The organism is Cytobacillus sp. SAFR-174 (assembly GCF_051964675.1).
Classification (GTDB): Bacteria; Bacillota; Bacilli; order Bacillales; family Cytobacillaceae; genus Cytobacillus.
Genome location: NZ_JBQCMZ010000020.1, coordinates 1 through 13,082 on the forward strand (window position 1 = coordinate 1; position 13,082 = coordinate 13,082).

Below are 13,082 nucleotides of genomic sequence, written 5' to 3' on the forward strand. Positions count from 1 at the left end.
TGGAGCGGGTGAAGGGAATCGAACCCTCATCATCAGCTTGGAAGGCTGAGGTTTTACCACTAAACTACACCCGCATATAGAATTGTTATTTCCCGAATGGTCGGGAAGACAGGATTCGAACCTGCGACCCCTTGGTCCCAAACCAAGTGCTCTACCAAGCTGAGCTACTCCCCGTATAATGGCGCGCCCGAGAGGAGTCGAACCCCTAACCTTTTGATCCGTAGTCAAACGCTCTATCCAATTGAGCTACGGGCGCATCTATTAAAGCAACTCTTATATTATAACGATCTTAAATTCAGATATCAACAACTTTTTTTGGTGCGGCCGAGAGGACTTGAACCTCCACGGGGTTGCCCCCACTAGGCCCTCAACCTAGCGCGTCTGCCATTCCGCCACGACCGCTTAACAAAGCGACAAGTAACATCATACCAAAACGAGATGCGTTAATTCAATGGTAATTAATGGTGCGGGTGAAGGGAGTCGAACCCCCACGCCTTGCGGCGCCAGATCCTAAGTCTGGTGCGTCTGCCAATTCCGCCACACCCGCAATATGAAATTAAAATGGTGAGCCATGAAGGACTCGAACCTTCGACCCTCTGATTAAAAGTCAGATGCTCTACCGACTGAGCTAATGGCTCATTAAAAATGGCTGGGCTAGCAGGATTCGAACCTGCGAGTGACGGAGTCAAAGTCCGGTGCCTTACCGCTTGGCTATAGCCCAATAACAAATGGCGGTCCCGACGGGAATCGAACCCGCGATCTCCTGCGTGACAGGCAGGCATGTTAACCGCTACACCACGGGACCATCCATAAAAACCGTCGGAAATAAAAAAAAGTGACCCGTACGGGATTCGAACCCGTGTTACCGCCGTGAAAGGGCGGTGTCTTAACCGCTTGACCAACGGGCCGTTGTTAGAATTTTCTGGCGGAGAAGGAGGGATTTGAACCCTCGCGCCGCTTACGCGACCTACACCCTTAGCAGGGGCGCCTCTTCAGCCACTTGAGTACTTCCCCAAATATGGCTCCGCAGGCAGGATTCGAACCTGCGACCGTTCGGTTAACAGCCGAATGCTCTACCACTGAGCTACTGCGGAATAATAATAAACCTGATCAATAAAACAGTTAACATCTTATCGACTCTTCATATTATAAGGACGCGGACTATAAAAGTCAAGCATCTTTTTAGAAGAATTTATTAGCCGCTTATCCTGTATTGACCTGCGACAATTATTAAATATAAAGCGTACTTAATCTAATGTCAATTCTTTTTTGAACACTAATTTCCCTTTGCATTTACCGCAGACATATTTCTTCGTATCAACTTTTCTTTTTCTCTGATAAATTTGGCCGCATTCCTTGCACACATAAACAAGAATCTTAGCGGATTTGTTTGTTTTAGGGCGATCAGGCAAGGCTGAACAAAATCGGGGTGCTCCCACTTTCTTCATTAGCATTCTGAAATCCTGATCACGATGTTTATATCCTTTTCCCTCTAAGTGCAAATGATAATGGCAGAGCTCATGCTTAATTATTCCTGCTAATTCTTCAGGTCCAAGCTGCTCATAATACTTTTTGTTAATTTCAACATGATGTGAATTCAGCATATATCTTCCACCAGTGGACTTTAGGCGTGAATTAAAATATGCCTGGTGGCAAAAGGGCTTGCCGAAGCTTTCTAATGATATCTTTTCAACAAGTTTCTGAAGCTCCTGGTCATTCATCGCAATGTTTTCCTTTCTTATCGTAAACATGACAACCTATTATAGCATACATTATATATACCTTTTACAGCTCTGAACTCCTTGCAGAACGAGGGAGCCATTTTCAGATTCCAATTAACGGGAGGTAAATCGTATGCCTGTATGGTTTCAAAATCAAATCCAGCGTGCTTTTTATGAAAAAGACCGCTATCAGATCAAACTGCTGAATCAGTGCTGGTTTTTCTATAGAAAGAAACATTGCTCATAAAAGGCACTAATGTCTGCCGTACAATCCAGTTCCAATGCCGAAGATCCTTAGTCAAACGGAACTCATCGATAGCCAAAAAAAGCATAAGCCAAATCACGCTAGAAATAGTGATTTCCGGTGTGATTTGGCTTATGACTCGAAAACTGTGAAATTATTGGCTTCTATTAATTAGAATGGCCCAGCATTGTTAAAGCGACTCTTCCCTTGTGTTTATCAACTGAGTCAACCCAGACTGTTACCACATCACCAACGGATACGACGTCCAGCGGGTGTTTGACAAATTGGCGGCTGAGTTTTGATATATGAACAAGGCCATCCTGTTTGACTCCAATATCGACAAAGGCTCCGAAATCTACAACATTCCTCACTGTCCCTTGCAATTCCATTCCTTCCTGAAGGTCTTCAAGCTTTAGAACTTCTTTTTTCAAAAGAGGCTTCGGCAGCTCATCACGCGGATCTCTTTCAGGTCTCATTAAAGCGTCAATGATATCCTTCAATGTCAGCTCACCGATTTCAAGCTCCCGGGCTGTTCTGCTGATATCTATGCCTTTGAGCGCCTCTCTTAGCGATGGTGAACCAAGGTCATTTGATTTAAAGCCGAGATTAGCCAGCAATTTATTTACTTCTGCATATGTTTCCGGGTGAATTCCCGTCCGATCCAGAGGCTCTTTTCCATCGATAATCCGCAGGAAGCCTATTGCCTGTTCATAGGTTTTGGCACCAAGGCGGGGGATCTTTTTCAATTGCTTGCGGTCCGTGAACCTCCCCTCCTCTTCCCGTTTTTTGATTATATTTACGGCAACTGTTTTTGACAGGCCGGCTACATGCTGCAGCAATGAAGATGAAGCGGTGTTTACATTGACGCCTACCTGGTTTACTGCTGTCTCTACAACAAAGGAAAGGGATTCAGACAGCTTTTTCTGGGATACGTCATGCTGATATTGACCAACCCCAACTGACTTTGGATCAATCTTAACCAATTCTGCAAGAGGATCCTGGAGGCGTCGGGCGATCGATACAGCACTTCTTTCTTCCACCTGAAAATCAGGAAACTCTTCTCTGGCAAGATCCGAGGCAGAGTAGACGCTCGCCCCCGCTTCATTGACAATCAGGTAGAATATTTCCTCTTTCATGTCCTTTAATATATCTGCGATGAACTGTTCGGTTTCCCTAGAAGCGGTCCCATTGCCGATGGCAACCATTTTTACTTTGTAGTTTTTTAGGATTTGAATTACTTTCTCCCTTGCCTGATTCGTTTTGGAAACAGGCGGATGCGGATATATAACTCCGATATCAAGCACTTTTCCTGTTTCATCCACAACAGCCAGCTTGCAGCCTGTTCTGTATGCTGGGTCTACCCCAAGCACGATCTTTCCTTTTAACGGGGGCTGAAGCAGCAGTTTTCTTAGATTTTCAGAAAAAATCATAATTGCCTGTTCTTCTGCTTTTTCAGTCAGCTCATTGCGTATTTCACGTTCAATCGATGGCATGATCAGACGCTTGTAGCTATCATCAATGGCTTCCTTTACAATCGTGCCTGCAGGAGAACGTTCATCCTTTACCCACTTTTTATATAAGTACTTTAAAATAAATTCGGCATTTGGCTTAATGTTAATCTTTAATACTTCCTCTTTTTCACCGCGGTTTAATGCAAGTGTACGGTGTGGAACAATCTTGCTTACCGGTTCCTCATACTCATAATACATTTCATAAACGCCTTTTTCGTCATTCTCTTTGTTCTTCACAGAGGACTCAATGGTTCCCTTTCTGGCTGTTTCCATACGGATCCATTTTCTGCTCTCCGCTTCATCTGACACCCACTCTGCGATAATATCCTTTGCGCCAGCGATTGCTTCTTCCGGTGTGTTTACTTCCTTTTCATCAGATAAGAATTGTTTGGCTTTTACAGCAGGGGGTTCATTTAGCGAAAAGGTGAGAAGCCACTCAGCAAAGGGTTCCAGCCCTTTTTCTTTTGCGGCAGTGGCTTTTGTCCGGCGTTTTTGCTTATATGGCCGGTATAAGTCTTCTACCTCCTGCAGCTTCACCGCTTTGTCTATTTTGGCTTTTAGCTCTTCCGTCAATTTGCCTTGTTCTTCAATTAAGCGGACTACCTCTTCTTTACGCTGATTAAGGTTTTGTATGTATTGCCAGCGCTCCATGATATCGCGGATTTGAACTTCATCCAGTGCGCCTGTCTGTTCCTTTCTGTATCGGGCAATAAATGGAACTGTGTTTCCTTCTTCCAGCAAGCTGATTGTGTTTTTTACTTGTTTGATGGCTATCGATAGTTCCCCAGAGATTAAATTCAGTATTTGATCTTGTCTATCCAATGTTTTTTCCAAGTTCATTCCTCCATCATAGAGTCTCACTATTCATTTTATCAAAAGAACAAACAAAAAGCTTACCCTGTCTAGAGTAAGCTTCCAAGTATGAAAGTAGCATCATCTGAAGTAGATGGATACTGCTTCTTTATATCTTCCGAGATAAGATCAATAGGGAGAAATGCTTTCAGCAAAGATTTAACCCCATGGATATTAAAGCCATCTGAGTATATCAAAAATTTAGACTCCGCTTCATACGTAAACCGCTGGGTATGAAACACCTGCGGCCTTCCTGACAGATATCCTGTTACCGGCAGGGGATAAGTGAGTTTTCCTGCAGAGGAATAAAGGAAAAATCGAATATTCCCTACACAGCTGTATACAAATTCCCTGGAAGCAAAGTGCACTTTAAACAGCGCCACTGCTGCTCCTCTTTTTTGCAAAAGAATTTCGTTGCAGAGCTTCATAAGCGTATCTACATCTTTCTCATGATGCTTCTCTACAACGGAAACAACAGCAGAAGAAGCCTCATAAGCATATTCCCCGCTTCCAAGGCCATCTGCCAGCACACATACAAAGTATTCATCCGTTGCGGTAAAATAATAGCCATCACCGCAGAAAGATTTGCCTTCTTTAGCTGTCTGGTGTGCAATCACTTCGATGTTATCTCTAACCAATTTGGTCATGAAAGGCACTCCGAGTTATTTGTTTCAGAGTGGATTGCTTCCTGAAGCTTTTTGATCGCACGGCGCTGAAGTCGCGAGACATGCATCTGGGAAATCCCCAGTTTATCTCCAGCTTCCTTTTGGCTCATATTCTCAAGATATGTGTATTGAATAATTAATTTCTCTCTCTCTGACAGGACATGCAGGACTTTCTCAAGCACCAGCATTTGGTTTACTTTTTCAAAGCCCTCGTCCACATTACCGACGATATCCAAAAGGGTGACCGTTCCGCCATCAGAATCAGCTTCGATTGAATGGTCAACAGAAAGAGCCTGATAGCTTTTCCCCATTTCCATCGCTTCAAGCACTTCTTCTTCAGAAACCCCAAGCAAATCGGCTATTTCGTCTACTCTAGGCGACCTATGAAGCTCTGTTGTAAGCTCTTCAACGGTAGCTTTAATTTTCGGGCCCAATTCCTTTATGCGGCGCGGAACATGAACGCTCCAGGTTTTATCCCTTAAGAAGCGCTTAATTTCCCCGATAATGGTGGGGACAGCAAATGCCTCAAATGTTTTGCCAAAAGACTCATCATAGCGGCGGATAGCACCCAATAAGCCGATAATGCCGACCTGGACGATATCCTCATGATAGGATCTTCCTTTTGAGTACTTGCGGGCAATCGCTTCAACTAAATTCTGATATTGAAGAACCAGGGTATTTTGAGCATCTTCATCCTGGTGAAGCTGGTAGGCTTTGATTAAAGCATTTGTTTCTTCTTTGGATTTTTGGTTAGGTTGAGATTGTTTTTGCATCCCTCTCCACCTGCTCTCCTTCTAGGTATTTGGTCATGAAGACCGTAACACCCTCTTTGTGATGAATTCTTACTTCATCCATCAGTGTTTCAATCAGGTATAGACCCAAGCCTCCTTCACGCAGAAATTCCACAGAATCTGTCTGGTCATATGGCCCAATGCCTTGTCTTGCAGATTGGAAATCAAAGCTATTTCCGCTGTCTGCGACCATTACCTCAAGCCGGTCAGTGTATAAACCGAACCCGATGACCACTTCCCCTTGCTCATTCTGTTTGTATGCGTGTTGAACTGCATTGGTGCAAGCTTCACTTGTAGCGATCTTAAGATCTTCAATTTCTTCATATGCAAATCCCATTCTGCTGGCAATCCCTGATAATGTCAGGCGGATTACCCCGACAAACTCCGGCTTGGCCGGAATTTTCACCTCTATATAATCAAATGGCTCGTTCATTGTACTCCACCTTCAATCCCGCTGTTAATATCGATAATATCCGCCAGGCCTGTGATTTCGAAAAGTCTCTTTAAACGGTCCGATAAGCCAACAATTTGAAATTTGCCGTTATTGGCACGGACATTTTTAAATACACCAACAAATACGCCTAAACCGGTACTATCCATATAAGAGACTTCAGATAGGTTGACCACCATTTCTACGCCTTCTTTTTCTGTTAAAGGAAAAAGCTCTTCACGGAGTTTAGGGGCTGTATACGCATCAATTTCTCCGCTTATCATTGCTTCAATCAGCATATCATTTTCTTTTACATCTATAGTAATATTCATAACTGACCCACCTCTTTACATGTCAACTGCTTTTTACTAGTTACCCGCTTTTAAAACCCATTAAACATTTCTTTTTAAAATAATTAAGGTAAAATCATCCCGCAATTGAAAATGCTGAAGTTTTTCAAGTTCTTTATATACGCTATTAACTATTTCCTGTGCATTTAAATGAATGTATTTCTTGATTAATTCCAGCAACGATTCCTTTTCTATAAACCCTTCTTCTGTACGGCATTCAGTAACCCCGTCTGACATTAATATGATCATATCTCCGGGATTTACTCCTTTTTCGTACTGGCGGTATTTAGTTTTTTTATCAATACCAAGAAGCAGGCCTTTCGCAGTCAGCTCGGTAAATTGCTCATTTCCGGCATTATAGAACAGGCCAGGTTCATGTCCTGCAGAACCATATGAGAACATGTGGCTGTTTGTATCATATATTCCATAAAACATGGTAATGAACATGGTTAAATCTATGTTCTGCTCCACTACCCGATTAAGATTTTCAAGGACCGTTTTAGGGTCATTGCGGTTTTCAGGCACACTGTCCATGGCATATTTAATCATGGACATACAAAGGGCTGCAGGCAGGCCTTTACCGATCACATCAGCAATGGCGATGCTGATTGTGCTGTTCTCATCCTGAACAAAGTGGAAATAATCACCGTTCATATGTTTGGCCGGAACACTTATTGCGCCGATATCCAGTCCTTCGACAGAAGGAACCTGCGTGCCCAGCAGGGTTTGCTGAACATTCGCAGCTATTTCCATTTCTGTCCTGAGTTCCTGCTGAATATGTTTTAAGCTCTGATGTTCTCTATAGGCAAAACCATAGCCTATCATGACTTCCAGAAGGATATCAAAAGAATGGTGAACATATTCAGGCAAGTCCGGATAAAGTTCACCCATCAGGCTTTTATGAACGCTGATAATCTCTTCAGGTGAGATTTTGTGCTCGATCGACTTCCTGCTGAACTTCTGGCCCTGATACAGTGCCTGTTCAGATTGTTCCTTAATATAATTCTCAAGAATATCCCGATACTTTGATTCCATCATTTCTCGGAAATCCATAACGCTTCCCCCTAACGAAGCCACTTAGTTGCTTTTATATCTGTACCGGTCCCGGGATTGGAGTCAATTAAGAACTCATCCATTAACCGCTTCACACCTGGCAGGCCGGCTCCTAATCCTCCTGATGTCGAGTATCCATCTTCCATTACTTGGCGTAAATCATTGATTCCAGGGCCGCTGTCTACCGCAACTATACGCAATCCCGCTTTTCCGCCGTCGTATATTTTCTCAATACAGATTTGCCCTTGTCCGGCGTATAAGTAAATATTCCGGGCAAGCTCACTAATGGCTGTAGTGATTCTAGCCTGGTCAACTGTACCAAAACCAAGCTCTTTAGCAACATTCCGCCCAAGCTGGCGGGCTGCAACGATGTCCCATTCGTTTATGATTTTAACGCAGGATTGGTTTTCCATACAGTTACTCCCCCAATTCCTGTTGTAATTTCTCCAAACCTTTTTCTAAATCTAATGCAGTAAGGACATCATCTAACCCAATACCTAACTCAATAAGCGTAATTGCTACGGCAGGCTGTATCCCGGTTATGACTACTTTTGCACCCATCAGTTTGGACATATTTATTACGTCGCCTAGAACTTTAGCGATGAATGAATCAATAAAGTCAATAGATGTTAAATCAATCACGACTCCATTTGCGCTCGTCTCATGGATTTTATGGAGCAGATCCTCCTGAAACTGCAGAGCAGTCTGATCATCTAATTCCCACTGGATGGAGACTAATAGGCAATCGTTCAGCTTTAAAATTGGGATTCTCACTCTCATTCCTCTCCCTCCACCTTCACAATTTTGCGGCTGGTTAACTCAAGAGCCGCTTCTACACCCTTTTTCAAGGTATTTTTTGTGGTGAACTGATTTAAATCAATTCCCAGGTTTACAATCGTCTGAGCAATCTCAGGGCGTATGCCTACAAGCATGCACTTTGCACCGACAAGTCTTACAGCATCTGCTGCCTGTATAATATGATGGGCGACCATCGTATCAACAACCGGCACACCCGTTATATCTATAAGGACCACTTCTGAACGGTGTTTAACCACTCCATTTAAGAGGTTCTCCATAATCTGCTTTGCACGCTCGGTATCAATGGTACCTACAAGCGGCATGACCGTAATTCCTTCGAAAACAGGGATCAGCGGCGCAGACAGTTCCTGAAGGGCAATTTTTTGCAGGGACACAGTTCTTTCCCAAGTAGCCGAATACATATTTACCACTTCATTAACCATGGGAGTCATCCAGCCATCGAACTCGTAAATGACTTTCATTTGGTTTTCCTGGCTGACAATTCCGGCTTCCTGCATGCCCTCGAACACAATCTTTCCGAATGTTTGAAGCCCTTTTGTCACGAAACTGAGCGGCCAGCCCAATCGAACAATTTTCTCAGAGAAATCACTCAATTTTGAAGTGAATTCCTCATTTGAACTTTTTATATTTGAAATAATCAGGTCAATGAATTCCCGGCTTGTCCCGATAAATACCTGATCGGAAACTACCTTCGTAACCCTTTCATCCGCGTTTTCTTTTGTAGCCTTTAGCCAATGATTAAAAATAGAATCTTTATTATTTTGTATAAAATTCAATATTGTCGAATTCATTTGTTCCTCCCTATTTTATCATATATCTATTATTAGCCTTCCAATTCCCCTTTATTGTAAAGAAGCAAAAAAATCTTCCTGTTTTATATATACCAATTAAATGATAACAACGAATGCGAGTCAAATGATACCTATAGGGTCTGAAATTAATAATTCCCATCTTTAGGTTAATTCGACAATTTCTTATGAAAACCCTTTTTCCAGTGCACCGATTTCCCATCAAACAGGAGGTTACTCCCAACTGGAAACGGGTATATTTACAGAAACGGACAATTTTGTATATTAAACGACTTTCTTTTTTACCCTATTGAAAAAAAACTAAACCTATTTGGCTGTAAAAAAATAAAAAACGCCCTTCAAAAGAGCGTTTGCTAAAATTCGATGAGGCCTAAGCTGATTTGCACGGCTTCATCCACTTTTTCCATCATTTCGTCATCGAGATGGGTTATTTTATCGGTTAAGCGTTGTTTATCAATTGTACGAATCTGTTCTAATAAGATGACCGAATCCCTTTCAAAACCATAACGCTTCGCATCAATTTCAACGTGAGTAGGCAGCTTTGCTTTTTGAATCTGAGCTGTGATTGCTGCAACAATTACTGTGGGACTAAACCGATTCCCGATGTCGTTTTGGATGACAAGCACTGGACGGACGCCGCCTTGTTCTGAACCAACAACTGGGGATAGGTCTGCAAAATAAACGTCACCACGTTTGACAATCAAAGGATTATCCTCCGCTAACTAGACGTTCAACTGTGTGTTCTGCCTCGTATTCCGCTTGAAATGCTTCAGATGCAATCGTCAAATTTATTTTCGCCATCTCCATGTAACCACGTCTCATGGACTCGCGAATTTGTCTCTTTTTGCGTTCACGCAAATACATTTTGGTTGCTTGATAAATGAATTCGCTCCGGTTAACGTTTTCCTGTTTAGCAAATCCGTCTAACTCGGTTAAAAGATGCTGCGGTAACTTCACCATTATCTCTGTTGTTGTGCTGGACTCAGACACAAACATACACCTCCACCATCACTACACACCATTTTTATATCTACCATTTTCAATATTACCATTAATAAAGCCCAATGCAAAGGGGATTCTTTAATTCTTCTGTATTATCGGCCAAAAAAATAGTATTTTATGCATGATTAAAGAAAAGCGGAAGCTCTTCTTAACAACAATTAATTTTTTTCAATTATAACAGATAATTAATTCCCCCGATAATTTTACCATCTCTTTTATATATGCGCGGAACCCGGGAAGATACCATACAGGTAACTTCATAGTTGATGGTTTCAAGCTTTTCCGCGATTTCGTCCACCGGAATTTTTTCTTTCCCCTGCTCGCCGATCAGGGTTACCTTTGTTCCTGCAGGCATTTCATGAGGTATCTTAATCATGCATTGATCCATGCATATTCTTCCAACAATCGGAACCCTCACTCCTTCAGCAAGAACCTCCTGCCCCTGAAGCTTTCGGATCCACCCATCCGCATAGCCAATCGGCAATGTTGCAACCCATTCATCTTCTTGTGCTTCATAAGTTGCACCATAACTGACTTTCTCGCCTTTATGGAGCTTTTTCACATGAACAATTGAAGTGTGGAGAGAAAAAGCTTCTTTCAGCTCGAATGGAAGTACATGCTTTATTTCCATGGATGGAGACAGTCCATACATGCTGATCCCCATTCTGACAGCATTCATATGCGCTTTTGGAAACCTGAGGCCTGCCGCACTGTTGCTGGTGTGGACGTACTTCGGCAATACCTCCAGCCAGCCGATCATTTCTTCAAACCTGCTCAGCTGCGTTTCAAAATAGGCGTTGTCTAATGAATCCGCTGTCGCGAAGTGTGTAAATACTCCTTCAAGCAGAAAACGCTTGTCCCTTTTGATAACGCTCTCAATTCCAGCAAGCTCATCCCGGCTGCGAATCCCCAGGCGGCCCATGCCGGTATCAAGCTTTATATGAATATTGAGGGTTCCATTTTCTACATATTCAGCTGCTTTTACCAGCCATTCCTGCTGAAAAACAGTGAGGGAGATGTTATTTGATGCTGCCTCGCCTGCGTGCTCCGGACGGCTCGCTCCCATTACTAAAATTGGCGCTTCAATTTTTTTCATTCTCAATGCGATTGCCTCATCCAGGGTCGCAACCGCCAGGGAGGATGCGCCTGCTTCAAGCGCTGCCTTCGCTACAGCTGCATCTCCATGCCCATACCCATTTGCCTTAACAACCGCAATGATTTTTGCCCCTTCTTTTACATGTTTTTTCATTGACTCTACATTATATGAAATATGGTCCAGATTTATCTCTGCCCAAGTGTCCCGATACATTTTTGTCTGTTCATTCATCGATGTGTTCACGTCCTTTAGCCATTGCTTTATACATGTCGATTATCAAACTCGGCAAATGGTTTGTCAAATGAATATTTTTTTGAAACTGGGTTCTGAGGGTCCGGGAGCCCGGGCTTGATGCGTAAATCCGGGCGCTGAGTCCGAACCTTGGCCTTCTTCTGACTCAAAATGCCTAAACCTCTGGAGCTGAGTCCGAACCTTAGCCTACTTCTGACTCAGAATGCGTAAACCTCTATCGCTGAGTCCTAACTTCATCCTGCTTCAAACTCACAAAGCTATTAATCCAAAATCCAGTATCCGACCCCGTCCATCTTTCCACCCCAACACAAAAAACAGGCCCCCTATGAGACCTGCTTTAGACAATGATTTATTTCACCATTTCTCCTTGTACCGAGCGGGCAATATCGGACATTTCTTCAGGAGATAAATCGTTGGATGCGATCATATAATCCACGCCCTGGTAGGTCCAGGAGATGGTGTTGTCAGAAAGTGCACCAATGGTGAAGCCAAGGTCAACCGGCTCGCCTTTAACAGATGTAACAACGGATGATGTCGGCATGACAGCAGCCTTTTCCTGTACAAGCGTGAATGACTTTTCTCCATCGTATGTCAATACAACGCGCTTGCCGTCTTCTGTTTTCATTTCCTGTTCATCAACCAGCTTTACATCTGCCATGTCCATCTGCGGATATTTAACTGTGAATTCCTGATCCTCCACCTCGGCCATGACTGGCACTTCGAGCTGGGCGCCTGTCATGTTCTTTTGCATGTCAAAGTCTTTCTTATCAAAGCTTGCATTGAACTTTACATTTGAAAATTCTACTGTTACAAGTGCATTTTTATCGGGATCCATAACCTTCACACTGACTGGGGATAAATCGGACTTCTTCAGCTTGATTTCCTGTACAGGAAGCATCTGATTATTTTGGTAGCGTGTTTTGGTTTCAAACACATAATGCTCTTTTGTAGCGGAGAACTTAGCTTCTTTATCCTCCATAATGTCCTTGACTAATGATTCATATAAATAAGCCTGGCTGCTGTTCTGCGGCCAATCACTCTGGAAGCGGAAGCTTTTGTTCAGCGCAGGAGTGAGGACAAAAACACCGTCATTGTTTCGCAGAATCATCTGGCTTTGTTCCTTTTGGGCGTTTTTCAGGTTTACCCGGTAAAAATCCGGATCTTTATGCCACACTTCTATTTCATATGTCTGCGGGTCAGTTCCCATCTGCAGAGTCATTTTTGCCTCTGCCTTGTATCCCTTAACGTCTTCGAGCTTTTTATTAAGATCCTTCACAACATCCTCCTGTGTTTTAGAACCACAGGCAGACAATGCAAGAACAACCAAAAGCCCGGCAAGCAGCATGAACCACTTTTTCTTCATTCCTTCAGCCCCTTTGTCTCATTTCAGTGAGATTGGCCGAACTTCCGGCCTGTCTCTCCTATCGCATTATGAATATATGAGACAACCTTAAGGAATATGCTAGGAGGAATGACAAGCTTGTGAA

15 protein-coding genes and 11 tRNA genes are annotated in these 13,082 nt (G+C 43.1%); 1 reads left to right on the plus strand and 25 read right to left on the minus strand.

All coding sequences use genetic code 11. The features are described 5' to 3' along the window. The 12 genes from ACTHRG_RS18105 to ACTHRG_RS18160 form a co-directional block, all read right to left on the minus strand. Window positions 1–74, minus strand: a tRNA-Gly gene (locus ACTHRG_RS18105). 23 nt (window positions 75–97) lie between these two features. After that, window positions 98–174: transfer RNA gene (locus ACTHRG_RS18110), tRNA-Pro, on the minus strand. 5 nt (window positions 175–179) lie between these two features. After that, window positions 180–256: transfer RNA gene (locus tag ACTHRG_RS18115), tRNA-Arg, on the minus strand. A gap of 60 nt (window positions 257–316) precedes the next feature. Beyond that, window positions 317–402, minus strand: a tRNA-Leu gene (locus tag ACTHRG_RS18120). 60 nt (window positions 403–462) lie between these two features. Continuing rightward, window positions 463–547, minus strand: a tRNA-Leu gene (locus ACTHRG_RS18125). 15 nt (window positions 548–562) lie between these two features. Further along, window positions 563–638 (minus strand) — tRNA-Lys (locus tag ACTHRG_RS18130). 8 nt (window positions 639–646) lie between these two features. Further along, a tRNA-Gln gene (locus ACTHRG_RS18135) sits at window positions 647–721 on the minus strand. An 8-nt stretch (window positions 722–729) separates the two neighbouring features. Further along, a tRNA-Asp gene (locus ACTHRG_RS18140) sits at window positions 730–805 on the minus strand. 31 nt (window positions 806–836) lie between these two features. Further along, a tRNA-Glu gene (locus ACTHRG_RS18145) sits at window positions 837–908 on the minus strand. 15 nt (window positions 909–923) lie between these two features. Beyond that, window positions 924–1,014: transfer RNA gene (locus tag ACTHRG_RS18150), tRNA-Ser, on the minus strand. A gap of 5 nt (window positions 1,015–1,019) precedes the next feature. Further along, window positions 1,020–1,094, minus strand: a tRNA-Asn gene (locus ACTHRG_RS18155). 153 nt (window positions 1,095–1,247) lie between these two features. After that, on the minus strand, window positions 1,248–1,721 hold the full coding sequence (locus ACTHRG_RS18160; protein WP_076263028.1) for a SprT family protein: 474 nt from the start codon (window positions 1,719–1,721) through the stop codon (window positions 1,248–1,250). 133 nt (window positions 1,722–1,854) lie between these two features. On the opposite strand from ACTHRG_RS18160, the gene cmpA reads away from it, so the two are divergent. Continuing rightward, window positions 1,855–1,968, plus strand: a complete 114-nt coding sequence (gene cmpA / locus ACTHRG_RS18165; protein ID WP_009336300.1) for a cortex morphogenetic protein CmpA — start codon at window positions 1,855–1,857, stop codon at window positions 1,966–1,968. A gap of 164 nt (window positions 1,969–2,132) precedes the next feature. On the opposite strand, the gene ACTHRG_RS18170 is transcribed toward cmpA, so the two are convergent. From ACTHRG_RS18170 to ACTHRG_RS18230, 13 genes are all read right to left on the minus strand, one after another. Beyond that, window positions 2,133–4,310 (minus strand): Tex family protein, encoded by a 2,178-nt coding sequence (locus tag ACTHRG_RS18170; RefSeq protein ID WP_076263025.1) that lies wholly within the window; start codon window positions 4,308–4,310, stop codon window positions 2,133–2,135. A gap of 68 nt (window positions 4,311–4,378) precedes the next feature. After that, complete coding sequence (locus tag ACTHRG_RS18175; RefSeq protein ID WP_076263023.1) at window positions 4,379–4,975, minus strand: PP2C family serine/threonine-protein phosphatase; 597 nt, start codon at window positions 4,973–4,975, stop codon at window positions 4,379–4,381. Then, window positions 4,972–5,766, minus strand: coding sequence for an RNA polymerase sigma factor SigB (gene sigB, locus ACTHRG_RS18180; RefSeq protein ID WP_061792715.1), 795 nt, complete (start codon window positions 5,764–5,766; stop codon window positions 4,972–4,974). The genes ACTHRG_RS18175 and sigB overlap by 4 nt, the downstream gene beginning before the upstream one ends. Further along, window positions 5,744–6,217, minus strand: coding sequence for an anti-sigma B factor RsbW (rsbW, locus tag ACTHRG_RS18185; RefSeq protein WP_076263021.1), 474 nt, complete (start codon window positions 6,215–6,217; stop codon window positions 5,744–5,746). The genes sigB and rsbW overlap by 23 nt, the downstream gene beginning before the upstream one ends. Further along, complete coding sequence (locus ACTHRG_RS18190; protein WP_035331808.1) at window positions 6,214–6,546, minus strand: anti-sigma factor antagonist; 333 nt, start codon at window positions 6,544–6,546, stop codon at window positions 6,214–6,216. Before ACTHRG_RS18190 ends, rsbW begins: the two co-directional genes overlap by 4 nt. 60 nt (window positions 6,547–6,606) lie before the next feature. Further along, on the minus strand, window positions 6,607–7,617 hold the full coding sequence (locus ACTHRG_RS18195) for a PP2C family protein-serine/threonine phosphatase (protein WP_076263019.1): 1,011 nt from the start codon (window positions 7,615–7,617) through the stop codon (window positions 6,607–6,609). 11 nt (window positions 7,618–7,628) lie between these two features. After that, the gene (locus tag ACTHRG_RS18200; RefSeq protein ID WP_035331811.1) at window positions 7,629–8,030 is read right to left on the minus strand and encodes an anti-sigma regulatory factor; all 402 of its coding nucleotides are present in this window, start codon (window positions 8,028–8,030) and stop codon (window positions 7,629–7,631) included. Window positions 8,031–8,034: 4 nt separating this feature from the next. Then, on the minus strand, window positions 8,035–8,397 hold the full coding sequence (locus tag ACTHRG_RS18205) for an STAS domain-containing protein (protein WP_009336309.1): 363 nt from the start codon (window positions 8,395–8,397) through the stop codon (window positions 8,035–8,037). After that, entirely contained in the window at window positions 8,394–9,227 is an 834-nt protein-coding gene (locus ACTHRG_RS18210; RefSeq protein ID WP_076263017.1) for an RsbT co-antagonist protein RsbRA, read from the minus strand. Before ACTHRG_RS18210 ends, ACTHRG_RS18205 begins: the two co-directional genes overlap by 4 nt. 371 nt (window positions 9,228–9,598) lie before the next feature. After that, window positions 9,599–9,949, minus strand: coding sequence for a type II toxin-antitoxin system endoribonuclease NdoA (ndoA, locus tag ACTHRG_RS18215; RefSeq protein WP_009336311.1), 351 nt, complete (start codon window positions 9,947–9,949; stop codon window positions 9,599–9,601). A gap of 4 nt (window positions 9,950–9,953) precedes the next feature. Then, entirely contained in the window at window positions 9,954–10,235 is a 282-nt protein-coding gene (locus tag ACTHRG_RS18220; protein ID WP_035331931.1) for a CopG family ribbon-helix-helix protein, read from the minus strand. 184 nt (window positions 10,236–10,419) lie between these two features. Continuing rightward, the gene (gene alr, locus ACTHRG_RS18225) at window positions 10,420–11,574 is read right to left on the minus strand and encodes an alanine racemase (protein WP_076263015.1); all 1,155 of its coding nucleotides are present in this window, start codon (window positions 11,572–11,574) and stop codon (window positions 10,420–10,422) included. Window positions 11,575–11,944: 370 nt separating this feature from the next. Beyond that, window positions 11,945–12,958 (minus strand): LolA family protein, encoded by a 1,014-nt coding sequence (locus ACTHRG_RS18230; RefSeq protein WP_076263013.1) that lies wholly within the window; start codon window positions 12,956–12,958, stop codon window positions 11,945–11,947. Window positions 12,959–13,082 lie beyond the last annotated feature (124 nt).

Excerpts from the sequence above, each read along its gene's own strand:
- ACTHRG_RS18160 (WP_076263028.1), bottom strand. The coding sequence starts at position 1,721 with ATGAATGACCAGGAGCTTCAGAAACTTGTTGAAAAGATATCATTAGAA.
- cmpA (WP_009336300.1), top strand. The coding sequence starts at position 1,855 with ATGCCTGTATGGTTTCAAAATCAAATCCAGCGTGCTTTTTATGAAAAA.
- ACTHRG_RS18175 (WP_076263023.1), bottom strand. The coding sequence starts at position 4,975 with ATGACCAAATTGGTTAGAGATAACATCGAAGTGATTGCACACCAGACA.
- sigB (WP_061792715.1), bottom strand. The coding sequence starts at position 5,766 with ATGCAAAAACAATCTCAACCTAACCAAAAATCCAAAGAAGAAACAAAT.
- rsbW (WP_076263021.1), bottom strand. The coding sequence starts at position 6,217 with ATGAACGAGCCATTTGATTATATAGAGGTGAAAATTCCGGCCAAGCCG.
- ACTHRG_RS18190 (WP_035331808.1), bottom strand. The coding sequence starts at position 6,546 with ATGAATATTACTATAGATGTAAAAGAAAATGATATGCTGATTGAAGCA.
- ACTHRG_RS18195 (WP_076263019.1), bottom strand. The coding sequence starts at position 7,617 with ATGGATTTCCGAGAAATGATGGAATCAAAGTATCGGGATATTCTTGAG.
- ACTHRG_RS18200 (WP_035331811.1), bottom strand. The coding sequence starts at position 8,030 with ATGGAAAACCAATCCTGCGTTAAAATCATAAACGAATGGGACATCGTT.
- ACTHRG_RS18205 (WP_009336309.1), bottom strand. The coding sequence starts at position 8,397 with ATGAGAGTGAGAATCCCAATTTTAAAGCTGAACGATTGCCTATTAGTC.
- ACTHRG_RS18210 (WP_076263017.1), bottom strand. The coding sequence starts at position 9,227 with ATGAATTCGACAATATTGAATTTTATACAAAATAATAAAGATTCTATT.
- alr (WP_076263015.1), bottom strand. The coding sequence starts at position 11,574 with ATGAATGAACAGACAAAAATGTATCGGGACACTTGGGCAGAGATAAAT.
- ACTHRG_RS18230 (WP_076263013.1), bottom strand. The coding sequence starts at position 12,958 with ATGAAGAAAAAGTGGTTCATGCTGCTTGCCGGGCTTTTGGTTGTTCTT.